The sequence below is a fragment of the Phycisphaerae bacterium genome, assembly GCA_019636475.1.
GTDB lineage: Bacteria > Planctomycetota > Phycisphaerae > UBA1845 > UTPLA1 > JADJRI01.
The window spans coordinates 1-25883 of the sequence record JAHBXN010000003.1 but is presented as its reverse complement, the minus strand read 5'-3'; the positions used below and the strand labels follow the sequence as shown (position 1 = coordinate 25883).

Genomic DNA, 25883 nt, shown 5'->3' with positions numbered 1-25883 from the left:
AAGCAGATTCGCATGGCAAACGCAAGACATATTGTGAAGCGCCGCAAGGCCGTCACGAATATTCGAAAAATCACCAAGACGATGCAGCTCATCGCCACCGCGCGGTTTCAGCAGGCCTTCAACCGCGCCACAGCGACCAAGCCCTACACACGAAAGATCACGCAGCTCGTCAGCGAACTTGCAGAGGCCGCCTCCGGGCAGATCGATCACCCCCTGATGAAGAGAAATGAATCGACGACCGATCTGGTGCTGGTGCTGACATCCAACCGCGGGCTGTGCGGCGGCTACAATGCCGGCATCATTCGAAAAGTGAATGAGCATCTCAACGCGAATGCGGACCGGAATAACGAGATTCACGTCGTCGGCAAAAAAGGTATCGCATACTTCAGGTTCATCGGCCGCGCGATCGCACGCGGCATTACGTCGATTGACGACCGTCCCCGCTTTGAGCAGGTTGAGCCGCTCGCGACCGATTTCATCAATCGCTACGAAAAAGGCGAAATCGGCAACGTGTACGTCGTGTACATGCGGTTCATCTCGGCCGGCAAACAGGTGCCGGACGTGATGCACCTGCTCCCGCTCACGCGCGAATCAGCGGGCGTGGGCAACGCGGCGCCAACGGGCGGCTCGTCGGAAGTCCAATATGACTTCTCGCCGGAGCCTGCCGAACTTCTCAAGAAACTACTGCCGCAGACCGTGAAGGTCCGGCTCTATCAGTGCTTCACCGATATGGCCGTGAGCGAGCAGGTCGCCCGCATGGTCGCCATGAAGGCGGCGACGGACGCGGCCGGCGACATGATCAAATCGCTGTCGCGGCAATACAATCGCGCTCGTCAGACGCAGATCACGATGGAACTGCTCGACATCGTCGGCGGCGCCGAAGCCCTGAAGTAGGCTGTATCGTGGATTTTTGATTGAATGAATCAGCATCGAATGCTGTAAATGATGAGAATTGCAGGAGCGGAACCGGTAGTCGGAACGAGAAGACTGAACGATAGGCGTTGATCCGGCAATCGACAATTCTCGACAAACAAACTCGGTTCACGCCAACGGAGACGATTATGGTCGCAACGAAAACCTCAACCGGCAAAGTTACTCAGGTCATCGGCTCGACGCTCGATGCCGAGTTTCCGGAGGGCAGCCTGCCCGCCCTCTATAACGCACTTGAAGTCGAAGTCGAACAATCGGTGGGCCTGGGAACCGAGAAAATCACGCTCGTCTGCGAGGTTGCCAGCCACCTCGGCGGTGGACGCGTCCGGGCCATTGCACTCGGCAGCACCGACGGTCTACGACGAGGAATCGACATCGTCGATACCGGCGCGCCGGTCTCCGTGCCTGTCGGTCAGGATATCCTCGGTCGCGTCTTTAATCTCCTGGGCAATCCCATCGACGGCCGCGGGCCGGTCAAATCCAGTGACCGCCGCCCCATTCACCGGCTGCCCGCAGAGTTTTCCGAACTGACTCCCAAGACGGAGCAGCTTGTCACCGGCATCAAGGTGGTTGATCTGCTCGCGCCATTCGTCCGCGGCGGCAAGACCGGTCTATTCGGAGGTGCCGGCCTGGGTAAGACCGTCATCATTCAAGAAATGATCGCCCGCATCGCCCGCGAGCACGCCGGTTACTCTGTCTTCGCCGGTGTCGGTGAGCGCACTCGCGAAGGCAACGATCTCTGGCTCGAGATGCAGGAAGCGGAATTCAAGGACACCAGCGGCAAGACCAAGAAGGTCATCGAGCACACCGCAATGGTCTTCGGCCAGATGAACGAACCGCCCGGTGCCCGTCTTCGTGTCGCTCTGTCGGCACTGACCATGGCTGAATATTTCCGTGATGAGTCCGGCGCGGACACCATGCTTTTCGTCGATAACATCTTCCGATTCAGCCAGGCCGGTTCCGAAGTTTCCGCGCTGCTCGGCCGAATGCCCAGCGCCGTCGGTTATCAGCCGACCCTTGCGACCGAAATGGGCGAATTGCAGGAACGAATCACTTCAACCAGCAAGGGCGCCGTCACCTCGGTTCAGGCCGTGTACGTCCCGGCCGACGACTTGACTGACCCCGCTCCGGCGACGGCCTTCACCCACCTCGATTCTTTCATCGTTCTCGCCCGTTCCATCTCGGAAAAGGGAATCTATCCGGCGATCGATCCGCTGGCGTCATCAAGCCGCATTCTCGACGCGCAGTACGTCGGCCAGCGGCACTACGATTGCGCCCAGCGCGTGCAGAAGATCCTGCAGCGCTATCGCGACCTCCAGGACATCATTGCGATTCTCGGTGTCGAAGAACTCAGCGAAGAGGACAAGCTGATCGTGTCCCGCGCCCGAAAAATCGAGCGATTCCTTTCGCAGCCGTTCTATGTCGCGGAGCAGTTCACCGGATTCCCCGGCAACTACACCCAACTCGAAGACACAATCCGAAGCTTCGAGGAAATTTGCGACGGCAAGCATGACAGCCTGCCGGAACAGGCCTTCATGTATGTCGGCAGCGTCGATGAGGCGGTGGCCAAGGCGAAGAAGTTGGCGTCCTGATCGCCTCGAGCCGACGCGAAAAATGACAATTGATGCTTTCTCCGAAGCCTTCGATACCCAATCGAAGGCTTCGTTCTTTCTCTCGACGGTGCGGCCAGCCTCAGAGGGCGAATCGCGGCAATGACGACCTCTGCCGGTTTCGATACAATGCCGAAACACTGATGGCGGCGTAAACCGTCCGAAGAGGTCACGATGCTCCGGCGATCTGCCCATCCGCTCAAACGATGGATCCTGCAACTCTGCAGCCTTCTCGCGCTGGTCGGACCGGCCTGCTCAAAGCAGGTTGAAGAAGCAGCCGACGACCGCGACGGTCACGGCAAAATTCTGCTCATCGGCATCGACGGCCTCGAATGGAACGTGATCCTTCCGCTGTTGCGGGAGGGGAAAATGCCGAACCTCGCGCGGCTCATGGCAGACGGAGTGTTCGGCGAGCTCGAGACATACGCACCGGCCAAGTCACCGGTCATCTGGACAACCGTCGCCACGGGCAAACCCCCCGAGAATCACGGAATTCTGGATTTCATGATTTCCGAGTCGCCCGGGACGCGCCGTTTTTACAACAGCCGCGACCGGCGCTGTAAGGCGATATGGAACATACTTTCTGAATTCGGCCGCCGGGTTGACGTGATCGGTTGGTGGAACACGTTTCCGGTTGATCGCGATGTCAATGGCGTCGTCGTCTCGCAGGCAAATACTGATGAGGAGTTTCGCAAGCGGGAGATTCTGAAAGGCGGATTGCTGCGAGGAGTTCCCGGCCAGGTTCATCCCGAATCACGCCAGGATGAAATGCTTGGCATTTTCGCGGAGGTTGACGGCCGGCTCAACGAGTATTGCGATCGGCTCTTCGCCAGTGTCGGCAGTGTCCGAGCGCCACTGGCGAGATACCACATCGAACAGTCGCGATGGACAATCCGATCGGACGAGGCCTATCGGCAGATTGCACTTCGGTTAATGAAGGAACCGGAAGTGCCGGACCTCTTCGCGGTGTATCTCTCGACGCCCGATGTCGTCGGCCATCGCTTCTGGCGATTCTACGAGCCTGGTGCATTTAAATACCCCCCACCAGCTGAGCTTGTTTCGGCCTTCGCGGACGTCATCCCCAATGCCTACATCGAGGCGGACCGAGCGATCGGCGAGTTCATTCGTGCATTCCCCCGGAACGCCGACGTCATCGTGATCTCGGATCACGGCATGGGCGCATCCAATACACAGCTGGATTTCATGCAGTTCAGCCCCACAGATACGTCGGAATCCGGCGCGCATACTGATGGGCCGCCGGGGATATTCGTTGCCGCAGGTCCGTCATTCAAGGCATCCACGGCGGATGAAAAATCAATCCGAACGCTTCAACGAAAGGACATTCGCCGCATCGGTCGCGTGATTGACATTGCCCCGACCATTCTGGCGTTGCTGGATGTTCCCATTGGTCGAGACATGACCGGGAGGCCATTGCAATCGATTCTGTCGGAAGGTCGTGTCCGGGAACTACGCATCTACTATGTGGACACGCACGAATCGCAGGAGTGGTTCTCCAGCCGTGATCAAGATCGGGCGGAACACGCCGGGTACGACGAACGGATGCGACAACTCCGTTCGCTGGGGTACATCAGCGATGATCCGACACAAGGTACGACGACGGTGCCTACAACCGCCCCAGGCAGCGACAAAAATGTGGCACCCTGATTTCCGCATGTACGCGAACTTGACCGCCTGTCGGTGGATTAAGTGAGAACGCATGCGACGAACCGAGGTTCTTCATCCCGGCGGACGAAGCGTCCGGCGGCGACAGGCCGATGGTGCGACGCCCCCTCCATAAAATCACATGGCCCGTCGGTGGTGAGGGAGTGCCCTGGGCAGCCGGTCAAACGCTTGCTGGAGGAATCGCTGAGCGTGCTCAAGATGCACGAAGCGATGGTGGAATCCGGCGTCTGCCCCAAGTTCAGATGACGATTCAGTCGTAAAGCTAAAAAACGAGACCGATCGGCGAATGCCCCTGCGGCATCATCCGTGGAGATCGGTTTTACTGGGACTTGACAGGCCCGGTATAATTCTTCAATGCCCGTCCCGAAGTTTCACTCGCGGCCCATACCCTCCCGATTCGTCACTCGGACTGCCGCCCGAAATGCTGAAGTCGGCACGCACGGAGCGCACGCATGAACACCCAGAACCTTCTATCTTCCGTTGCAAACGTCTCCGACGACACCGAGTTCTACACGCCGATTCCCGCGGGTTACAAGCCTGGCAAGACGAAGTACGTCGGCGTATTCGGCACCGTCATGTCCGGCCTCGGAAAGGGCATTTTCGCCAGCAGCCTTGCAAAAGTCCTGAAAGACAAGGGTCTGACAGTCGCACCAATCAAGCTTGAAGGCTATCTGAATCTGGATTCCGGCACGCTCAACCCGTTTCGACACGGCGAAGTTTTCGTCCTCGACGACGGCATCGAATGCGACATGGACCTCGGCACCTACGAGCGAATGCTCGATCAGAACATGTCGAGGTTGAACTTTTCAACCAGTGGCCAGATCTTCACCACGGTCCTCGAGAAGGAACGCCGCGGCGGCTATCTCGGACGCGACGTGCAGATGATCCCGCATGTCACCGGAGAAGTGAAGAGCAAGCTGCGGCAATTGGCCGTCGCGTCGGATGCCGATGTCATTTTCATCGAAATCGGCGGCACCGTTGGAGACGTGGAAAATGCGTATTACATTGAGGCTCTGCGGCAATTGGCCTTTGAAGAGGGCGAGCACAGCACCTGCTGGGTTGCGCTGACCTACATCATGGAGCCGCCGGCGCTTGGCGAACAGAAATCCAAGGCTGCGCAACTGGGCATCAAGAAGCTGATTGAATGCGGAATTCAGCCGCAGATCATCGCCTGCCGGGCGATTCACCCAGTCACCACCAAGGCGCGAGAGAAAATCTCTCTCTACAGCAGCGTACCGGTCGAGCGCGTCTTCTCGATGCACGACTGTGAATCGATCTATCTCATCCCCGAAATGATCCGCGACGCGAAACTCGACGGTCAGATCGTGGACATCCTGAGGCTTGGGGACCGAACCCATCCCGAGATGGAAATCACCGCCCGTGAAATCTGGCGCGACTATCTCGCTCGCCTGACGGCCGGCGGCCCGCCACTGACGATCGGCGTCGCCGGCAAGTACACCTCGGTGCGTGACAGCTATGCGTCAGTCATCAAAGCCCTGGAGCACTGCGGCACGAAAGCCGGCGTCCGGGTCATTATCGACTGGATCGAGGTCACCGACATCACCTCTGCGAACGTTGCCGAGCGGATGTCGAAACTCCACGGTCTGATCGTGCCGGGCGGCTTCGGAGCACGCGGCGTGGAAGGCAAGATCGCGTGCATCCAATATGCCCGTCACAGCGGACTGCCGTTTCTCGGGCTCTGTCTCGGCTTCCAACTTGCCGTCATTGAGTTCGCGAGAAACGCATGCGGCATGGTCGGAGCCAATTCAACGGAATTCGACCTCGAGTGCAAGCACCCTGTCATCGACATTCTTCCGGAGCAGAAGCAGATCGAAGGTCTCGGCGGCAACATGCGTCTCGGCGGCCAAGACGTGATTCTGCGCCCGGGCACGCTCGCGGCCAGGCTGTACAACAACACCCCCGAGACGCGCTTACGCTTCCGCCATCGCTACGAAGTTGACCCGCGGTACATCGCTCAATTGGAAAGCGGCGGCCTGATCTTCAGTGGCAAAGCGCCCGATTACCCGATTATGCAGGTGCTCGAACTTCCTCAGGCCGTGCACCCCTATTTCATCGCCACTCAGGCCCATCCGGAACTGACCAGCCGCCCGCTGCGCCCTGATCCGCTCTTTTTGGGACTTGTTCAGGCGGCCTTGGGCCTGTCACACGGCGTGAAGCCCACGGAGACAGACGTCAAAGCCTGAATCGGCCGAATCAACTTTCCCCAGAATCGCGTTCGATTTGCCCCCTTGTACCGGCCCCTGCCGGGGAAGGTCGGAATCCTGCGTTTGGTTCCCTACACCGCAGACGTTAAGATCAAGGTAGTTAAGGCCCCTGCCGACGGCCGGCTCGCCGTGTGGCAAGCCCGCGAGCCCGCAAACAAAAGCTCAAGGATTCGAACTTGTCGACGCTTATTCACGCCAAACGGCACGCGCGGGCTTATTTCACTATGGCGTTTGCGCTATCCTGCATGGCATGGGCGGGCCTTGCGAATGCCTCACGCGCCGACGATGGCGAATTCCCGAAGACCGTGCGTGTCGGCTTGCCGGCTGATCCGCAGACCGTTGCCCTTTCAGACATTGAAGCACTCCGAACCTGGCGAGGCTGGCTCGCCGAACAGGAATTCGTACTCGACCGCTGCGGGGTGGACTTCGTCAGCCGAACTTTTGTGCTCGAATTGAAAGATGCCGCACAGTTGGCACTTATTGAATCCGTCGGATTTGAAGTCTCTCCTTTCGACCCGCTCGACAATCCCGCCGCCAATCCGGCCGATGCGGTCCCACGCGGCCCCGGACTCGACCCCCAGTACTTCGACCCGGACGACATCACCACCATTCTAAATCAAACTGCTGAGCAACACCCCGACATCACGCGCGTGTTCATCGTCGGCACGACGATCGAGGGGCGGAACATCCTCGGAATCGAAATCTCGGACAACCCGGGCATCGACGAGGACGAGCCTGCGATACTTCTCAACGGCCTGCATCACTCCCGGGAGGTGGTGACGCCACATATTGTCGTCGACGCGATTCAGCATCTCACCAACGGCTACGAAGCCGCCGATCCCCAGATTGTTGCGTGGGTTCGAAACTACAAGACGATCTGCGTCCCGATGGTCAACCTCGACGGTTCCGCTAGAGTATTCTCAGGCGATCTCAACCACCGCAAAAACATGCGGCCTGTCTGCACGACCGGCACGAACAATCCCGGTGTCGATCTCAATCGAAACTATCCATACAGCTGGGGGGCCAATAGTCCGGGAAACGTGATCTGCGAGCGAGGCGATGGTTCCAGCGGCAGCACATGCAGCGATTCCTATCGTGGCGCATCGGCCTCCTCCGAGCCCGAAACCCTGGCGATGATCGCGCTGGCCGATACGATTCGCTTCACGATCGCCGTTTCGTATCATTCCTACGGCCGCTTCATTGACTACCCTTACGCCTGCAACGACGGCAACCCCGACAACCGGATGCCCGAACATGCCGTCGTCGACTCGATGATGCGAGGCATGGCGGCGGCGATTCAGCCCGTCAACGGCGTTACGTACGCTGTCAATTCGCCCGTCGCAGCCGGCCCCGTCAACGGCGATGACACAAGCTGGTACTACGCACACCGCGGCACATACCCATTCATCGTTGAAGTCGGCACATCGTTCATCCCCGCATTTTCGGCAGTGAACGGACTTGTCAACGAGAATCGCGCGGGTTGGCGCTATCTGTTCGGCCGGCTCGGGCAGGCGCGAATTGACCTGCACGTTCGCGATGGCTGCACACCGATTGAAGCCGAAGTCACCCTGCTGAACTATGCGTACGATACAGGCGAATTGCCGCGATACACGCATCTGCCGTTCGGTCGATGGACCTATGTGGTCCCGCCCCATGCAAACTACACGATTCGAGTCTCGAAGCCGGGCTATGTCACTCAGGATGTCCCGATCGGCGTCGAGAACTCGCCCATTCAAGTGGTGGTCCAGCTTGAGCCGTTGTCCGCGCCATCGATTCTCAAGGGCGACATGAACGGCGATTGCATCGTCGACGGCAGCGATATCGCCGGATTTTCCACGGCATGGCTCAGTGGCGATGGAGCCACTCCATCACAGGTAGCCGCCGGCGACTTCACTAATGACTGCGCGATCGATGTCACGGACCTGGCATTGTTTGTCGATGCAGCACTGAATGGCAACGTCTGCCCATGATTGGCAGCGACCGTACGACCGCGATGAGGTGGCCATGCGAAGGGATCGATGAAGTATTTCGCCGGAGATGTGGCGTCGGCTCGCCTTAGCCGGCAATCAGAACGCCATCAACCGGGCAGACGTGTGGAGTGAACCTGCTGTTGCCTTTCTCGCTTAACAGGTCCGTACGGAATTGACGCGCCGGCCAATCGAGTGAATCAAGCTCGCCGCACCTGCTCACACCTCAAGCAACTCGCCGACGCCATAGCGTGATGCCACATACACCGGCAGCGTGCGGCCGACTCTTCTTCGCTGCGCATCCAGTGCCAACTCCGGCACGTTGTTCTCGTGGCTCAGGTGCGCCACCGCCAGCCATTTCAGGCGCGCCGACATCGAGTTTCGCGTCAGTTCGGCCGCCTCGTCGTTCGAAATATGCCCACCACTACCGGCGATACGCTCCTTGGCCCATTGGGTGTATGAGCCGTTCCACAGCATATCGGGATCGTAGTTGCTTTCAAGATAGGCCGCGTCGACCTGCCCCAAGGCATCGGCCAGCGCAGGAAATGGATGACCCAGATCGGTAAATATGCCGAGCTGGCGGCACTCGTGCTCAATGATGAAGCACACGACGTCCACTCCGTCGTGTGGCGTACGAATCGTATGCACTTGAACATCGCCAAACGAAAGTGATTGCCCCGATTCAAAGAACCGAACCTGATCAATCGAGCCGATGCGCTTCTTTGTCTCAAGATAGGTGGGCCGTGTGCAGTAAACCGGAATCCCGAACTTGCGTTGAAAAACACCTGCGCCGCTGACATGATCGGTATGCTCATGCGAAAGTATCAGCGCGTCGCACTCGCAAATGTCGCGGCCGCGCGATGCAAGCCGCAGCGACGCCTGTTTGCCGCTGATCCCTGCGTCGAATAGCAACCGAACATCCCCTGCCTCCACATAGATGCAGTTGCCGTTCGATCCGGATTGCAGGGACATCGTCAACATACGCGATGGCCGATCATAATCCGACGGACGGCCACAGATCAACGGACGACTTCCCCGCGACGGCCGTTTCATGCGGTGACAAAAAGCACAGCATTTCAAGGCGATTTGCGTGTGACATCGCTAGAATGATCGTTGATACTATCTGGACAGCTAACGTACCCGGATGGGTTTGAATCGAGTCGCGACAGACAGCAATCCAACGATAGAAACATGACCCAATCAATTCTTCAGAGCCCTGAGGTGATCGTTATCGGTGGCGGCCCCTCCGGGTCTACCGTCGCAACGCTACTCGCAAAGAGAGGACGTCGCGTCGTTCTTCTTGAGCGGAGCAAATTCCCACGACATCACATCGGGGAATCCCTTATTCCCTATACCTACTTCACGCTTGAGAAGCTCGGCATGCTCGATAAGCTCCGAAAGAGCGATTTCGTCGTAAAGCAGAGTGTTCAATTCGTCTCGTCCAGCGGCAAGGATTCCGCTCCGTTCTTCTTTCCCGATCTCGATCCGTGCGAATGGTCCTCCACCTGGCAGGTGACGCGATCACGGTTTGACGAAATGATGCTCGACAATGCGCGTGAGTGCGGCGTCCATGTCATCGAACAGGCCGCGGTCAGGCAGGTCCTCTTCGACGCAGCGCGGGCCGTTGGGGTTGAGGTCGTCATCGATGGGCGTCCGGCCGAAATTCGCGCGCCTGTGACGGTTGATGCCACTGGCCAGTCGGCGATCATCTCTCGACACTTTAAGCTCCGCTACGGCGACGAGCAGCTCCGAAATGCCGTCATCTACAGCTACTGGAAGAACGCGATTCGGGACGAGGGTCGCAACGGTGGCGCCACGCTGGTCATTGCTCTTCCCGGTTCACAGGGCTGGTTCTGGTTCATTCCGCTCGAAGACGACGTTACGAGTATCGGAGTCGTCGCACCGCCGGATTTCATCTATAACGGACGTGGCGACGATCCCGGCACAATCCTTGACGACCTCATCGCCGGCACTCCCGGCCTCTCCCGACGGCTCATCGGCGCCGAGCGCGTCAAACCGGTCTTTACGACCGCGGACTTCTCTTATCGTTCCAGAAAAGCGGCGGGTCACGGCTGGGCGCTCGTTGGCGACGCCTTCGGCTTTCTCGATCCGCTTTACTCGTCCGGTGTAATGCTCGCGCTCAAGAGCGGCGAACTCGCCGCTGAATCGATCGATGTCGCGCTGGCCGCCGGGGACGTATCCGAAGCGGCGCTAGGGACCTTCGGCCCCCGAGTCGCAAAGGGAATGCAACGAATCCGAATGCTCGTGTATGCCTATTACAATCCCGAGTTTCGGATGGGAGCGTTTGTACGACAATACCCCCATTTGAAGAATGCGATCACTCGCGTCCTGGTCGGCGATGTTTTTGAGGATGACCTCGCCGAGCTTTTTGATACACTGGGCCGGCACTTGACGCTTCCGCCTGAAATCAGGATTGAGGAGTCCGTATCCGCGTGAAGAAAGCGATCGCGATTTTCGGTTTCCTGCTGCTCGTCGTCGCTCATCAGGATTTCTGGTGGTGGCACACCCACGAGCCTCTGGTTTTCGGCTTCATTCCGGTCGGACTTGCGTGGCACGCCGGCATCTCCATCTGTGCGGCGTGTTTGGGTGCGTTCGCGGTCAGGTTCTGCTGGCCCAGGGACCTCGAGCAATCCGTCGATGACCATGTTTCGAATTCGCCCTCAACCCGCCTCGATGGCCAGGAGCATGCGTGAACCCGGGTCAGATCTCCTGTATCGTGATTGTCCTGTACATGACCATGCTCATCGGCATCGGCGTGATCACGCGCCGATTGTTCCGGGGCACAGCCGTCGACTACTTCGTCGCTTCGCGCGGCCTTGGCTCTTTCCTGCTGCTCATGTCGCTCTTCGGAACGACCATGACCAGTTTCGCGATCATCGGCAGCAGCGGCGAGGCGTTCCGCAGCGGCATCGGCGTTTACGGCCTCATGGTGTCGTGGTCAGGGATCTTTCACTCCTTTTGCTTTTTCTTCGTTGGGATCAAGCTCTGGGCGCTCGGCGCGAAGTACGGCTACCAGACACAGATACAGTATTTCCGTGACCGATTCGCCTCGGACAAACTCGGACTGATGCTTTTTCCGGCATTGGTCGGATTGGTGACGCCTTACATCCTGATGGGGATCATCGGCGGCGCAACCTCGATGGAGAAGATCACCGCCGGCGCCTTCCCAGGCCACTTTCCCCAAAGCGCGGGCGGCATTCCCTATTGGATTTGCGGCCTCGTCATGTGTGTCGTCGTGCTGATCTACATCTTCTTCGGCGGCGTGCGCGGCGCTGCGTGGGCCAACGCGGTTCAGACGATTCTCTTCATCGGTCTGGGAATCGTTACATTTTTCGTTATTGCCGATAAGCTCGGCGGGGTGCAGGAGGCGACGCAGCGTGTTGTCGAGAACAACCCATCCTACCTCAAACTCGATGCGACCGAACAGGATCACATCCTCTATGATCAGCGACTCGCCGAATTCACGGCCGGAATTACGAAAGCCCCACCGCGTGAACCCGATGAGATCCCCCCGCTGAAGTTTCTCACGTACATCTTCATCCCCTTAAGCGTGGCGATGTTTCCCCATTTGTTTCAGCATTGGCTGACCGCGAAAAACGCTAAGGCCTTCAAGATCAGCGTCGTCCTTCACCCCCTGCTCATGATGCTCACATGGCTGCCCTGCGTGCTCATCGGAGTCTGGGCCACATCCGCCATCATGCCGGACGGCACGCTCGTCGTCCCGCCCGGCGTACCGGAGAACGGCGTATTGCCACTGATGGTGCGCAAACTCTCGACGCCCGTCATGGGCGGGCTCCTCACCGCCGGCGTGCTCGCCGCCATCATGTCGAGCCTGGACTCGCAGTTTCTCTGCCTCGGAAGCATCTTTACCAACGACATCGTCGGCCATTACATAGGGCACGAACGACTGACGGACGGCCAGAAGCTCATCATTGGCCGATCGTTCATCGTCGCAATCGTCGCGGTCTGCTACATATTGTCGCTGTATTTGCGAAATGCGAGCGTCTTCGCTCTTGGGACATGGTGCTTCACGGGTTTTGCGGCGCTCTCGCCCCTTGTCTTTGGGGCGCTCTACTGGAAGCGCGCCACCAAGGTCGGCGCCTACTGCTCGATTCTGGCCGCCGCCGCCGTCGGGCTCTACTTCTTCAGCAAATCGGATTTGAAAAGCAAAGGTGACTATCTGATTGGGGGAATGATGCCGGTCACGTTTGTCTTCGCAGCGTCGGCGCTCGCACTAGTGATTGGTTCGCTCGCCTCGCGCCCGCCGGCAGAGAAGACGATCCGCAAGTTCTTCGCAGCCGCGTGACTACGATTTGTCATCGGCGACGATGCCCGGCACGGATTCGAGCGTCAGGTCGATTCACCTGATTCCGGTTTCACAATCTCGCCGCCGACTGCTCGCTCGTGCGTGATGCGTTGAAGCATCGACAGGATCGAATCGACGTCGAGCGGCTTTCTCACGATGGTGTAAGCTGTCCGCTTTACGGCCTCCTTCGCCAGTCTTTCAAACTCAACTTCATTTCCGGTCAACATGATCGCAACGGCCGTTGGCGTGAGCTTCCGAATCGCAAGATACAACTCCAACCCATTCATGATTGGAAGCTGGGTGTCGATGAATATCACGTCAAAGCGGATCTGCTCCACCATCTCAAGGGCATCGTGCGGTGAACTGGTCAGGCTGACGCGATATCCACAATGCTTCAATGAATCGTGCAGCGACGTCGCCACTCCCTCATCGTTCTCGACGATCAGAATGGCGGTATCTCGCACTTCACCGATCATCTGCACGACTTTCTGTACGTCGAGCGGCTTCGCCAGAAAGGCGATTGCCCCCTCATCCAGCGCCGCCTGTTTCAGGTCATCGACGCTGTAGGCGCTCATCATGATGACGCGAACGCCTTCGCGGTGACGGCGTATCCGCCGGAACGCTTCGACCCCGTTTATTCCAGGCATTCGCACATCCATGAGAATCACGTCGAAACCGTGTTGTTCGCACATTGCAACCGCCTCCTCGCCGTTGGAGGCCGTCGTGACGTGATAGCCCTCTTCGATGAGTATGTCTGAGAGCGTGATGCGCATGTTTTTCTCGTCATCCACGATCAGAACAGTGGTTGAATCAGTCTGTTGCGGGGGCGCCGATGTCATATGGACTCTCCGGAAAATACCTGGGCCCGAGGCAGGCGAACATGAAAGGCCGTGCCGCGCTGTCCGTCATCGAGATACTCGATGACGCCACCATGTCGTTCGATCAACTGGCGGCAGATGGTCAGGCCAAGTCCCGTACCCTTGGCCTTGGCCTTGGTCGTGAAGAGCGGCTCAAAAAGCAGCGGTCGCGCCTCCGGCGGAACGCCTACGCCACTGTCCCGAACAACAAAGACATCGTAATCATCCTGCTGAAGCGCGTCGATAGACACCGAACCCGGCGCCCCATCCAGCGCCTGAATCGCGTTGGTTATGAGATTTTCGAGCACTTGCCGAATCTGACTGGAATCAGCGAATACAATGAACGGATCCGGACGAAGCTGACGACGAATTGACACATTGTCGGGCGCACGACAATTGCCCAGCACGGAGTCAATAATCTGACCCAGATTCACGGGCTGCTTGTCCGGCAGGCGGGCACGCGTCATTTCCATCAGGTTCGTGATAATGCGATCCGAGGTCGCGACCTCTGTCTCGATGATGTTCAGATACTGCGTCAGTTTCTCGTCAGTGTCGCCGGAGCGTCGCTTCAGGAAGTAGGCGGCGTTCCGAATCGCCCCAAGCGGATTGCGAAGCTCGTGGGCGATGCTGGCTGAAACTTGCCCGATCGTGGCCAGTCGGGTCTTCAAGACCAGTTCATCCCGAGCCCGGGCGAGTTCCGCCGCGATGCGAGCCTTCTCGCGCTCCTGCTGGCGAATCAACGCGCTCTGCGCCGCCTGAACGGCCTCCTCGGCTCGCTTGCGTGCGTCGATGTCCGTGATGCTGCCGACCCATTCCCGAATGCTCCCGTCTTCATTCAGTAGCGGCACACCGCGCGAAACGGCGTGGTGATACTCTCCCGACGCGGAATGCCAGAATCGTCCCTCGGCCTCAAAGAAAGACGCATTCGCAACAGCATTCTTCCATTTCAATAGCAGTTGTTCGCGGTCATCGATATGCAACGCTTCAACCCAGCCGGTGCCCCGATACTGCTCCCACGTCTGCCCGGAATAGGCCTCCCATGCCGGCTGCAACGTGACAAAGCGACCCTCGGAATCGGTCGTCCAGACAACTGTCGCCGTGGCACTGATCAGCGCGCGATAACGCTCTTCACTCTGCGCCAGCGCCGCTTCCGCGCGCTTTCGTTCGATCGCAACCGACACAAAATGGGCCGATGTCTCGATCAATTCTGTGTCCAACCTACTCGGCCCACCGGGACTGGCGCGATACAACGCAAACGTACCGAGCACCTTTCGACCCGCCGTCATGATCGGATACGACCAGCAACAACCCAAACCGGCCTTCTGAGCCACTTCCCGGGCTACCGCCCATTGGGGGTCGTTCATGATGTCCTCGGCCACCACGGGTTGCCCCCGAAACGCCGAAGTGCCGCAGGAGCCGACGCCCTCGCCAATCTCAAGACCGTCGACGGCCTTGTTGTAGAAATCCGGAAGACTTGGAGCCGCACCATGCCGCAGACGACGTCCCCGCTCATCCAGAAGCAGAATCGAACAGAAGACGCCCGGCCGGATGCGTTCGATGATGTGCGCAATGCCCTCCAATATCTCTGGAAGCGGTCGCCCCGAAGTCAATCGATCGAGCATGAACGATCGAATCTGCCCCAGATCCTCCGCCTGTTTGCGGTCCGTGATGTCCTGACAGATTCCGATCATCTTGGAGGCGCGACCATCCGGACCCCAGATGACGTCCGCTTCTTCGTGGATCCAGGCGGCATCACCGTCCGGTTTCACGATGCGGTGATCGATGCTATAACGCCCCATTCCCGCAATTGCGGCATCGAGCTTTTCGTGGAGAAGAGCGCGATCATCGGGATGCACCAGCCGGAAGAAGGTCTCCACGCGTCCGTCAAACTCCGATTCGGCCAGCCCGAACATGCGGTGCGTATGCGGCGACCACTTCAGGTCCGACTTCGACTCGACATCAAACCACCAACTTCCGACCTGACCGACGGCTTGCGCGCGCTCAAGTGATTCACGAAATTCGCGCGCCTCCTGCTCGGCCTGCCGCATCGCCGTGATATCCGTGAAAGTCCCGATCGAACCGCGAACCTCGCCGTAAGGGTCCCTCAGCGGCACGCCGCAGATCAGGACGCGCCGACGCGTGCCTTTCCGCCCGACCAATTCCACTTCATACGTGGAGGCGTTTCCGCAGCCTCGCTGCCGCAACTCCTCGATGATCCGCTGGCGATCCTGTTCATCGAAGAAATCGTCGACCCTGAGCGAACTAAGCTCCGCCGCGTCGTCGACCTCGAGCATTCGAATCATCGCCGGATTCGCGTAGATCGACCGGCGATCGAGAGAAATCTGCCAGAATCCGACCGATCCATGATCCGCAATTCCCCTGAACCGCTCCTCGCTCAGCCGCAGCGCCTCCGACTTCTCCCGATCGGCGCTGATATCGATGTTAACGCCTCGCACCAGCGACGCTCGCCCATCCCGCGTCCGAACGGCGTATCCCCGCGACAGCCACCATCGATACGTGCCGTCACGATGTCGAATGCGAAACTGGTGTTCCAACGGCGTCGAAGGATCCGCAATAAATGCATCGAATCGAGAGGTTGTCTCGTGCCTGTCTTCCGGATGAACAAGCTGATTGACCGTCTCGAAGGTTGATGGAAAATCGCCGGCCGCATAACCAAGAAGAGCATACCATTCCGGAGAAAGCGTCAGCCTCTGTGTTGCAACGTCCATCTCCCAGAAGCCGAGGCTTACCGCTTCAATCGTGTCCCGCAACCGCGCCTCGCTTCGCTCAAGTTTCTCCATGGCTGAGTGGGCGGCAGTCACATCGACCATGATCCCGCGTAGTCGCACCGGATTTCCGCTATCCATCTCGACAGTCACATAATCATGGATCCATACCTCGCTGCCGTCCTTCCGGACAAATCGATACTCAAAGTCGTGCGCGATCCCGCCCGCCGTGGCTGTCTCGCTTTCACTGAGCGCACGGTCACGATCCTCTGGATGAATGCGACTCATCCAGAACCCGGGCGCATACCACTCCGCGGCCGTGAAGCCCGTGATGCGCTCGGGCTGACCCGTCACGAAAGTAAATCGCCTGTCCGATGGATCACCCTCCCACGCGATCACCTCCAGATTCTCGACCAACAGACGGAATCGCTGTTCGGACTGGCGCAGCGCCTCTCGCGCCTGCATGCGGTCCGTCAGGAGTTCGGTAAACATCACGATGCCGCCGCGCTCGCCGGATTCGAGTTCCCACGGTCGGATCTCCCATCGCAACCAGTCAATCTTGCCATCCGCACGCGGGAAAATATCCTCTTCGCACTTTTCGATCGCACCGCTCAGACATCGACGATGAATTTCCTTCCATCGCTCCGGAACCTCCGGAAAAACCTCATAATGCGTCTTACCGATGATGTCCTGATCACCGAGGCGATAGTCCTCCCTCCATCGCTGGCTCACCGCCAGATAACGCAAATCACAATCCAGCAACGCCACCGCGGCTGGCGCGTATTCGACAAACAGACGCATCTGCGACTCGCGCCGACGCAAGTCAGCCTCGATCTGTCGCTGGTCAGTGATGTCCACATCCATGCAGGCCACGATCGAACGACCGTCCTGCGCCGACACTTCAAAAATCGATGAACTGCATATGCACGCTTTGCCGTCGCGACGCGTGAAGGGAAATTCAATCGGACCAATGCTCTTGCCCGTGGCGCGCGCTTCCGCCAGGAGTTGCTCAAACTTGCGTTCGGTCTCTTCCGTGAATATGAGCTCGTTCAGCCGCTTTCCCATTACTTCGGAAGCCGGCCAGCCATAAGTCCGTTCAGAGGCCTGATTCCAGAACGTGATGCGCCCGTCTTCGTCAAACCATTGCATTGCCACATTTGGAGATGTGTCGATACACGCCTTCAGGCGACACTCGCTGACCGCGTGCGCAGTCAATGCCGACTGACGTTCGTCGATCAATCGCCCGAGGTAATAGACACAGGGGAGCGACACCAGGCTGACCAAGACGAATAGCCAGTCTGCCGCCGAGACGCCGGTACCTGCCAGTCCGAACGCATCGGGTGAACCCGGATCGAAGTCGCCCAGAAATTGCCGGGCCACGGTCAGCAGCAGCATCGCGGTCAGGAGCAGGATTCGGAAATCTCGAATTCGAAGGAAAATCCGAACCGACACGGCCACGGCGATGAAACGAACGACGATTGATGCAAGAACAATCACGTTCATAGTCTGAATCTCAAGTGCGCCACCACACTACATTGCGCCCAACGTGACACCCCGACATGACATTGTTACGGCATCGGGACCGCATGTCGAGTGTGCGAGATCAATGGTCAGGCCGCCTTCGGATTCGTCGGGTGTGTTTCAAACTTGCGGCGCAACGTCGGACAACGTCATCCGCCGACTTCGTCGCGGAACCTGGGAACCTTCTGCGGCGCATCAACGACCCGCCTGATGACCCGGGTTCGCAGCCTCACGGTATTTGCCCACGCAATATGGTTGTAGTTTACTCGGCCCGGTGATAACCTTCTATTCCGCTGGTGTTCAAGGGCACGCCGGGCAAGACATCTCGAAGGACTCGATCGGCGGTTTTCGTGATTGCCCGCGCGCCACAGCCCGCCCCATTGGAACTCAACGGCGTGGAGGAACTTGATCGGTCAACCCCCGGGTATTCTCGATTGGCCCGGCGGCGCCGCGAGGCAGGTCGCCGAATGTCCTGCATGTCCGGACTTTTTCACGGCACTTCGAAATTGGAGACGCGGCATTGATCGGGTGGCAAATGATAAATCCAACAAACGAACGCCGGCGATTCTCGAATGTGCTCATCGTCGAGGATGACGCCAACCATCGAGCAACCCTCAGTGACATTCTACAACACGAGGGCTTCGGCACGACGACCGCGGTGGACGCCCACGAAGCGATCGATATCGTGAAACGCGAAGAGTTCGGCGTCGCGATACTCGACTTCCGGCTGCCCGACCTCAACGGCACGGTGCTACTTGAACAGATCCGGAAGATGAACGAGCAGATCCGGGTGATCATTCACACAGGTTTCGCCTCTTTTGATTCCGCCAAGGATGCCATTAATCACGGCGCTTTCGCTTATGTCGAGAAAGCGGGCAATCCTGAAGAATTGCTCCGGCATGTTCACCGTGCAATTCAGTCCCACTACGATCGCTACGCCGGCGATCTCGAAGCCGCCGTCGCGGAGCGAACCGCCTCACTCAGTGAAAGCGAAGAGCGATATCGCTCGCTGGTCGAATTGTCTCCGAACGGCATCGCCCTGCACGGAGATGCCGGGTTCGCATACCTCAATCAAAGCGCGGTCACGATCTTTGGCGCACAGGACGTCCAATCGCTGATTGGTAGAAGGCTCTGGGAGTTCGTTCGGGAGGATCAGCGATCGTATGTCGAGCAATGTCTGGCGCAGATTCTCAAGAATCGAATGCCGAGCGATTTCGGCGAGATATGCCTGATGATAATCGGCAATGGCGAACGGCGCGTCGAGATTCGCGGCGTTCACGTGGTTCTCAGCGGGAAGTCGGTCGTTCAACTGCTGCTTCGAGATGTGACTGAACTGCGACTCGCCGAAGAGGAACGCAAGCTGTTCGAAGCACGCATTCACGAAACTCAGAAAATGGAGACGGCCGGACAACTCGCTGCGGGGATCGCTCACGATTTTAACAATCTGCTCACCGTCATTCTGGGCAGTTCCGACCTGCTTCGTGAAAAACTCCGTGCCGATCCGCATCTTGGCAATGATGTCCGCACCTTCATTGATCAGATTGACAGCGCCGGACAGCGTGCGTCCATGCTCACTTCCCGCCTGCTTACGTTCAGTCGGCGGCAGCCGGTGTCGCTGCGCGTCATCGACCTGAATCGCGTCATTCTGGATATCGAGCGCCTTCTTCGCGGCGTGCTGGGAGAACCCATCCGATTCGAGATTCATGAATCGGCGGAGACTTCGCCGATTCGAGCGGACGTGTCGCAGATAGAACAAGTCTTGATGAATCTCGCGATCAACGCCCGGGACGCAATGCCCAACGGCGGAACATTTCAGCTCTCCATTGATCGTTTCGTCCCCGATCGCAGGTTCCGCGCCGCCCATCCGGACCTGCCGCAGAGCGAGTTCGTGCGCTTGCGTGCCGCGGACACCGGCATGGGAATGTCGCCTGAAACGCTTAACCGGATATTCGAGCCGTTCTTCACGACCAAACCGACGGGGAAAGGCACCGGTCTTGGCCTTCCGACCGTATACGGAATCGTGCGCCAGGCCGGAGGAGAAATCGAAGTCCAAAGCATCCCCGATTCGGGCACCGAATTCACGATCTACTGGCCGATGGCCGACCAATCACCCTCGACTGTTAATGCGGCCGACGAGGGCGATACGCCGGAATTCAAGGGAACGATTCTTCTCTGTGAAGATGACGAAACCGTTCGCCAGGTGGCCGCGGATATGCTGATCAGCGCGGGACATCGCGTTCTTGTGGCATCCACTCCGGCTGAGGCCATTGACCTGGCGGATCGATATGGAAGCGAAATCGACGTGCTGCTTTCCGACATCATGATGCACCAGATGCGCGGCGATGAACTGGCCGGTCTTCTGAAAGCTCGCTTCACCAATCTGGGAGTCATCCTCATGACGGGCTGCGCGACCGACGAGCCACGCCATCGTGGCGAAGTGGCGCCGGGATATCGAGTGCTCTCAAAGCCCTTCACGCGTGAGCAGATTCTGCGATTAATCAATTCAACCATTCAGTCAATTCGTCCCCGAAGGCCCGATTGGGCCGCTCAGCAGTTCTAAGTTCGACTTTCGCACGGATGAGCCCGTCGATAGGCTGCAAGAGGGCGCTGACGAGGTCTCTGCGTACCCGGCCGATGAGGCCCGGCGCGGGCACCTGTCGTCAAATGCCGGTTTGTCCCGGCGTGGCCGGCATGTCGTCGAAGGACGGGGGTGATTTTCCGCCGCCCCGCGCCGACACGGGGCTCGCTCAAGCCAAGCCATCGAACGAATCAGGCATAATTCCGGGAATTGCAGGGCCCTGCTGACCCTCCTCCGTTCCTGTTCAATCCGAATCGCCCATCGTATGATGCGAACCGAAATCGGCAGATTGATGAAGCCGGTCCAACGATGGCACGGGAACGCCTCGTTGTCGTTATTGCAGTCGCCAAATCTTCTGATTGCCAATTCGCCGAATCGGTCGATTTGAGGAGGACCACAAATCATGAAGCGTGCAAAAATCACTATCATCGGAGCGGGAAACGTCGGCGCCACCTGCGCACACTGGGCGGCCGCCAAGGAACTGGGGGACATCGTTCTGCTCGACATCGTCGAAGGCATGCCGCAGGGCAAGGGGCTCGATCTGCGCCAGGCCGGCCCGGTCGAGCGCTACGACGCCCACATCGTCGGCACCAACAGCTACGACGACACGGCGGGCAGCGACATCGTCATCATCACCAGCGGCATCGCCCGCAAGCCGGGCATGAGCCGGGATGATCTCATGTCCACCAACATGAAGATCGTCCGCGAGGTGGCGGAGAAAGCCGCGGCTGCCAGCCCGAAGGCGGTTTACATCATCGTGTCCAATCCGCTCGACGCCATGGTGCAGACGGCCTGGAAGGCGACCGGCCTTCCCACCCATCAGATCGTCGGCCAGGCGGGTGTCCTCGACACGGCCCGCTACCGCACATTCCTCGCGATGGAGCTGGGATGCAGCGTCGAAGACATTGTCGCGGTGCTGATGGGCGGCCACGGCGACGACATGGTGCCACTGCCGCGTTACACGAGCGTCGGGGGCATCCCGGTAACGGAATTGATCCCGAAGGAACGCCTCGACGCGATCGTCCAGCGTACGCGGGATGGCGGCGCCGAGATCGTCAAACTCCTCAAGACGGGCAGCGCCTACTACGCTCCCGCCGCCGCCACGGTGCAGATGGCTGAGGCGATCATCAAGGACAAGAAGCGCATCCTGCCGTGCGCGGCATACTGCAAGAGCGAATACGGCGTCGGCGGCTACTTTGTCGGCGTGCCCTGCGTTCTTGGCAAGGAAGGCGTGGAGAAGGTCATCGAGCTGAAGCTGGACGCGGATGAGCGCAAGCTGTTCGACGCGAGCGTTTCGCATGTGAAGGAGCTCGTCGCGTGGGTGGAAAAGAACTGGGCGTGAGGGCGGCGTCACCGCGCCCGTCAGCGCCGCGCCCGTGAGGAAGCGATGAGCGTTCGAACGTGAGGGCACATTCGATTTGGCATCCGGCCTATTTCCAAGATAATCGAGGTTTCCCTCATGAACACATTGGGGCGTTTGGAGCGACTGGAGCTTCGCGAGGTCTGGCAGTCTGAAGCCACGGCATTTACGCCTTGGCTGGCACAATCCGAGAATCTCGAACTTCTTAGCGAGGCAATCGGCCTCGAACTGGAGTGCGAGGCGCTGGAGAGAAATGTTGGACCGTTCCGCGCCGACATTCTCTGCAAGGACACTTCGACCGGTCATTGGGTGCTTATCGAGAATCAGCTCGAGCGCACGGATCATTGTCATCTCGGGCAACTGCTCACCTATGCCTCAGGACTGAAGGCCGTCACCATTGTCTGGATCGCGGGAACATTCACGAGCGAACATCGTGCCGCCCTCGATTGGCTCAATGAAATTACAGATGATCGTTTCAGTTTCTTTGGGCTTGAGGTGGAACTTTGGCGGATTGGAAATTCGCCCATTGCGCCGAAGTTCAATGTCGTTTGCAAGCCGAATGACTGGTCAAAGACCGTCACCGACGCGGCAAAGAAAATTGATAAAGATGAAATGACCGGGACCCAGCGCATGTTGTTGGAGTTCTGGACCGGATTTCATGAGTTTCTTCCAACCCAACGAACAAAGATCAAGCCCCAGAAGCCCCAGGCTCAAAACTGGATGAACGTCGCCATCGGCCGCTCGGAATTTGTTCTGATTTGCGGGGCGGTGCCGCAGAAGAAGCTGATTCGCGTTGCGCTGGTGTGCAAGGGGATCAACGCAAAGCAGCACTTCAATCTGCTGTTGAAAGAGCGAGCTGAGATCGAAAGTGAAAGTGCCTGCGCGTTGGACTGGCGCGAACTTCCTAAAAAGCAGGAAAGCTGGATCGTACTGGAGAATCAATCGGAAGATCCATCGGAAAAATCCGCATGGCCGAGGCAGTATGCATGGCTGCTGCAAAAGCTGGAGATGCTGGACCGCGTCTTCCGCAAGCGCGTCAAAGATCTGGACGCCGAACAGTTTCAGGATGCGGAATTGACAGTCGAAGAATCGGAAGCCCCTTGACCTTCCCAACGTTTGGTGGGCGCTCAAACGAATTGCATCATGCGGGTCGAAGCAGCGAGTGTGATAGAGCGGAAAACGGAACAGGTCCCAGAATAACTGCATCAGTCCGTTCCGGATTCGGCGAGCTTCCCGCACGCCTGAATTTCCTTCGCGAAGACCCGCGGCGGATTGAATTTTCCTTTCGGCCTGTCCAGAATGGACGGCAGGCGGACGACGTCGACTCCGACGCAAAATGGCGTGTTTCAAACGTCAGCCGGTGCCTTTCAGTCAGATGGCTCCTCGAAGCCAAAAGGAATCTTTCGATGAACGCGACTGCTGGATGGACAATGCGGGTGTTGGATTGTGCGCGCCGAGCGAGCGCGAGGATCCTGATCGCGAGTGCGGTGCTGGCGTTTACCACAGCGGCGCACGCGGCCACCTTCACGGTGGCGAACGTCAATGATGCCGGAGCCGGTAGTCTGCGACAGGCGATCCTCGATGCGAACGCCGCGGCCGGCGCAGATGTCATCGAGTTTCAGGCCGGGGTGTCCGGTACGATCGCCCTGGCGAGCGATCTGCCCACCATCACCTCGGAACTTTCCATCAACGGTCCGGGCCCCCGGATTGTCTCGATCAGTGGCGGCAATGCACGCCGCATCCTCAATGCCGGCGCCTCGCTGACACTCTTCGGACTTCGACTCGCCAACGGCTTCTCCGATCGCGGCGGCGGCGTGCAGTTCAGCGGCTCCGACAACCTGCTCACCGTCCGGGACTGCCACTTTGATCAGTGCCTGGTGACAAACGAGGGCGGCGCGATCTGCATTCTGTCGGGCAGCGTGGACGTCGAGCGCGTCACCTTCACCACCGATCAGGCCGCCGGCAGCGGTGGATGTATCTGGTATGGTCAGGGCGGCGGCACCCCGACCGCGCGCATTGTCAATTGCACCTTCGTGAACAACTTCGCCAGTCAGGCCGGCGGCGCGATCCGCCAGTTCAGCACGACGGACTACACCGCGGAGGTGACCAACTGTACCTTCGTGGTCAACAACGCCGGGAATTCCGGCGGCGCGATCGCAGTGGCCGGCGGCACGATGACTTTGAAGAACAGCCTGTTCACCGCAAACGCCGCCGGCGGAAATCCCGGTGGGCACGTCGGCACCGTCGCCGGCACGACGACGTCGCTCGGACACAACCTCTTCGGCCACCTCGATGGCGCAAACTTCGCGCCTGACCCGACTGATAAGTTCGGGACGGTGCCCGCCCAGTTGAACACGGGTATCCTCATCGCTTTCCCCTTCAACAACGGGGGCCTGACCGACACGCTGCCGCCGGTAAACAACAGCAGCATCCTCATTGACGGCGGCGGCACGACCGGCGCGCCGGTCACCGATCAGCGGGGTTTTCCACGTGTCGGATGCGCTCCGGACGTGGGAGCGTTTGAAGTTCAGACGTTGGTGGACGTCGACGGCGATGGTGTCCCCAACTGTCTGGACCTCTGCCCGAATACGCCATCCTGTGCGGTCGTCAACGAGACAGGCTGTCCGATCGACAGCGACGCGGATAGCGTCTTTGATGGTTGTGACGTATGCCCCGGCACGTTTGCGGGAGATACCGTGGATGCCGACGGCTGCTCGACAGCGGATGAAGATGGCGACGGCGTGCTGAATGATGTGGATGCGTGCCGCGGTACACCGCCTTGTGCGATTGCTTCCGTGGATGCGAACGGCTGTCCGGCCGATGCCGATGGCGACGGGTTGTTCGATGGATGCGACCAGTGCCCGGGCACCGATGATCTGACCGACACGGATGCCGACGGCATTCCGGATTGTCTCGATGCGTGTCCGGCAGTCGGCGATTCCGACGGCGATGGTGTGCAGGATTGTCAGGACGGCTGCCCGGCAGATCCGCTGAAACTCGACCCCGGCGCGTGCGGCTGTGGCGTTGCGGATGTGGATTCCGATGGCGATGGCATTCTGGATTGCGATGATGCGTGTCCGGCGACGCCCGCTTGCGCTGCCGTTACGCCAACCGGCTGTCCGATCGACAGCGACGCGGATAGCGTCTTTGATGGTTGTGACGTATGCCCCGGCACGTTTGCGGGAGATACCGTGGATGCCGACGGCTGCTCGACAACGGATGAAGATGGCGACGGCGTGCTGAATGATGCGGATGCGTGCCGCGGCACGCCGCCTTGTGCGATTGCTTCCGTGGATGCGACTGGCTGTCCGGCCGACGCCGATGGCGACGGGTTGTTTGACGGTTGCGACCAGTGCCCGGGCACCGATGATCTGACCGACACGGATGCCGACGGCATTCCGGATTGTCTCGATGCATGTCCGGCAGTCGGCGATTCAGACGGCGATGGTGTGCAGGATTGTCAGGACGGCTGCGCGACCGATCCGCTGAAACTCGACCCCGGCGCGTGCGGCTGCGGCAACGCGGACACGGATACGGACGGCGATGGCGTCGCGGATTGCCTCGACGGTTGTCCCAATGACCCCGCGAAACTCGATCCCGGCGCGTGCGGCTGCGGTAATGCGGACGCGGATACGGACGGCGATGGCGTCGCGGATTGCCTCGACGGCTGCCCCAACGACCCCGCGAAACTCGACCCCGGCGCGTGCGGCTGTGGCAACGCGGACACGGATACGGACGGCGATGGCGTCGCGGATTGCCTCGACGGTTGTCCCAATGACCCCGCGAAACTCGATCCCGGCGCGTGCGGCTGCGGTCAATCCGATCAGGATACAAATGCCAACGGCATTCCCGATTGCATCGATCCAGCGGAACCAGCGCCGCAACCCAATCCCAATCAACCCGGCCTCCAGTTGTTCATTCCGCTGTCGCCGTTGTTGCCGGGCGGCGTGGCGTGCGGGATTGGCCTGGCGCTGCCGACGCTTGCAATGTTCGCGGGCCTTTTGATGGTCGGGCTGGGATGCCGCTGTCGACGCCGATAAGTTCAACCGCCCGTTACAGGAAATGATGAAGGAGGGTCCCACCCGATGGGGCCCTCCTT

General features: G+C 59.2%; 15 protein-coding genes. 12 read left to right on the top strand and 3 right to left on the bottom strand.

Annotated features, from left to right (window positions below):
- The first annotated feature begins 12 nt into the window (after positions 1-12).
- The 5 genes from atpG to KF841_05705 all read left to right on the top strand — a co-directional run bounded on the left by atpG (position 13) and on the right by KF841_05705 (position 8418).
- On the top strand, positions 13-894 hold the full coding sequence (atpG, locus tag KF841_05725) for an ATP synthase F1 subunit gamma (GenBank protein MBX3394846.1): 882 nt from the start codon (positions 13-15) through the stop codon (positions 892-894).
- 167 nt (positions 895-1061) lie between these two features.
- The gene (atpD, locus tag KF841_05720) at positions 1062-2522 is read left to right on the top strand and encodes a F0F1 ATP synthase subunit beta (GenBank protein MBX3394845.1); all 1461 of its coding nucleotides are present in this window, start codon (positions 1062-1064) and stop codon (positions 2520-2522) included.
- Between the two features lie 192 nt (positions 2523-2714).
- Entirely contained in the window at positions 2715-4205 is a 1491-nt protein-coding gene (locus KF841_05715) for an alkaline phosphatase family protein (GenBank protein ID MBX3394844.1), read from the top strand.
- A gap of 470 nt (positions 4206-4675) precedes the next feature.
- On the top strand, positions 4676-6427 hold the full coding sequence (pyrG, locus tag KF841_05710; protein ID MBX3394843.1) for a CTP synthase (glutamine hydrolyzing): 1752 nt from the start codon (positions 4676-4678) through the stop codon (positions 6425-6427).
- Between the two features lie 197 nt (positions 6428-6624).
- Positions 6625-8418, top strand: coding sequence for a hypothetical protein (locus tag KF841_05705; protein MBX3394842.1), 1794 nt, complete (start codon positions 6625-6627; stop codon positions 8416-8418).
- Positions 8419-8634: 216 nt separating this feature from the next.
- Here the strand turns inward: KF841_05705 and KF841_05700 are convergent, their stop codons facing one another.
- Positions 8635-9387, bottom strand: coding sequence for an MBL fold metallo-hydrolase (locus tag KF841_05700; GenBank protein MBX3394841.1), 753 nt, complete (start codon positions 9385-9387; stop codon positions 8635-8637).
- 219 nt (positions 9388-9606) lie between these two features.
- On the opposite strand from KF841_05700, the gene KF841_05695 reads away from it, so the two are divergent.
- The 3 genes from KF841_05695 to KF841_05685 are packed head-to-tail and all read left to right on the top strand — an operon-like array spanning position 9607 to position 12742.
- Entirely contained in the window at positions 9607-10872 is a 1266-nt protein-coding gene (locus tag KF841_05695; protein ID MBX3394840.1) for a tryptophan 7-halogenase, read from the top strand.
- Entirely contained in the window at positions 10869-11129 is a 261-nt protein-coding gene (locus KF841_05690; protein MBX3394839.1) for a hypothetical protein, read from the top strand. Before KF841_05695 ends, KF841_05690 begins: the two co-directional genes overlap by 4 nt.
- 38 nt (positions 11130-11167) lie before the next feature.
- Positions 11168-12742 carry a sodium:solute symporter family protein gene (locus KF841_05685; protein MBX3394838.1) on the top strand — a complete coding sequence of 525 codons (1575 nt, stop codon included), beginning with the start codon at positions 11168-11170 and terminating at the stop codon, positions 12740-12742.
- Positions 12743-12786: 44 nt separating this feature from the next.
- On the opposite strand, the gene KF841_05680 is transcribed toward KF841_05685, so the two are convergent.
- Positions 12787-13581 carry a response regulator gene (locus tag KF841_05680; protein MBX3394837.1) on the bottom strand — a complete coding sequence of 265 codons (795 nt, stop codon included), beginning with the start codon at positions 13579-13581 and terminating at the stop codon, positions 12787-12789.
- On the bottom strand, positions 13578-17828 hold the full coding sequence (locus KF841_05675; protein MBX3394836.1) for a PAS domain S-box protein: 4251 nt from the start codon (positions 17826-17828) through the stop codon (positions 13578-13580). The genes KF841_05680 and KF841_05675 overlap by 4 nt, the downstream gene beginning before the upstream one ends.
- Positions 17829-18381: 553 nt before the next feature.
- Here KF841_05675 and KF841_05670 point away from each other — a divergent pair.
- From KF841_05670 to KF841_05655, 4 genes are all read left to right on the top strand, one after another.
- Entirely contained in the window at positions 18382-20406 is a 2025-nt protein-coding gene (locus KF841_05670; protein MBX3394835.1) for a response regulator, read from the top strand.
- 421 nt (positions 20407-20827) lie between these two features.
- On the top strand, positions 20828-21766 hold the full coding sequence (gene mdh / locus KF841_05665) for a malate dehydrogenase (protein MBX3394834.1): 939 nt from the start codon (positions 20828-20830) through the stop codon (positions 21764-21766).
- 117 nt (positions 21767-21883) lie between these two features.
- Positions 21884-22888, top strand: coding sequence for a DUF4268 domain-containing protein (locus KF841_05660; protein ID MBX3394833.1), 1005 nt, complete (start codon positions 21884-21886; stop codon positions 22886-22888).
- A gap of 302 nt (positions 22889-23190) precedes the next feature.
- Positions 23191-25824 carry a thrombospondin type 3 repeat-containing protein gene (locus KF841_05655; protein ID MBX3394832.1) on the top strand — a complete coding sequence of 878 codons (2634 nt, stop codon included), beginning with the start codon at positions 23191-23193 and terminating at the stop codon, positions 25822-25824.
- Positions 25825-25883: the final 59 nt, after the last annotated feature.

Coding starts and splice junctions, on each gene's coding strand:
- KF841_05660 (MBX3394833.1), top strand. CDS start 21,884: ATGAACACATTGGGGCGTTTGGAGCGACTGGAGCTTCGCGAGGTCTGG.
- mdh (MBX3394834.1), top strand. CDS start 20,828: ATGAAGCGTGCAAAAATCACTATCATCGGAGCGGGAAACGTCGGCGCC.
- atpG (MBX3394846.1), top strand. CDS start 13: ATGGCAAACGCAAGACATATTGTGAAGCGCCGCAAGGCCGTCACGAAT.
- KF841_05700 (MBX3394841.1), bottom strand. CDS start 9,387: ATGTCCCTGCAATCCGGATCGAACGGCAACTGCATCTATGTGGAGGCA.
- pyrG (MBX3394843.1), top strand. CDS start 4,676: ATGAACACCCAGAACCTTCTATCTTCCGTTGCAAACGTCTCCGACGAC.
- KF841_05670 (MBX3394835.1), top strand. CDS start 18,382: ATGATAAATCCAACAAACGAACGCCGGCGATTCTCGAATGTGCTCATC.
- KF841_05715 (MBX3394844.1), top strand. CDS start 2,715: ATGCTCCGGCGATCTGCCCATCCGCTCAAACGATGGATCCTGCAACTC.
- KF841_05685 (MBX3394838.1), top strand. CDS start 11,168: ATGACCATGCTCATCGGCATCGGCGTGATCACGCGCCGATTGTTCCGG.
- KF841_05675 (MBX3394836.1), bottom strand. CDS start 17,828: ATGAACGTGATTGTTCTTGCATCAATCGTCGTTCGTTTCATCGCCGTG.
- KF841_05680 (MBX3394837.1), bottom strand. CDS start 13,581: ATGACATCGGCGCCCCCGCAACAGACTGATTCAACCACTGTTCTGATC.
- KF841_05695 (MBX3394840.1), top strand. CDS start 9,607: ATGACCCAATCAATTCTTCAGAGCCCTGAGGTGATCGTTATCGGTGGC.
- KF841_05655 (MBX3394832.1), top strand. CDS start 23,191: ATGAACGCGACTGCTGGATGGACAATGCGGGTGTTGGATTGTGCGCGC.
- atpD (MBX3394845.1), top strand. CDS start 1,062: ATGGTCGCAACGAAAACCTCAACCGGCAAAGTTACTCAGGTCATCGGC.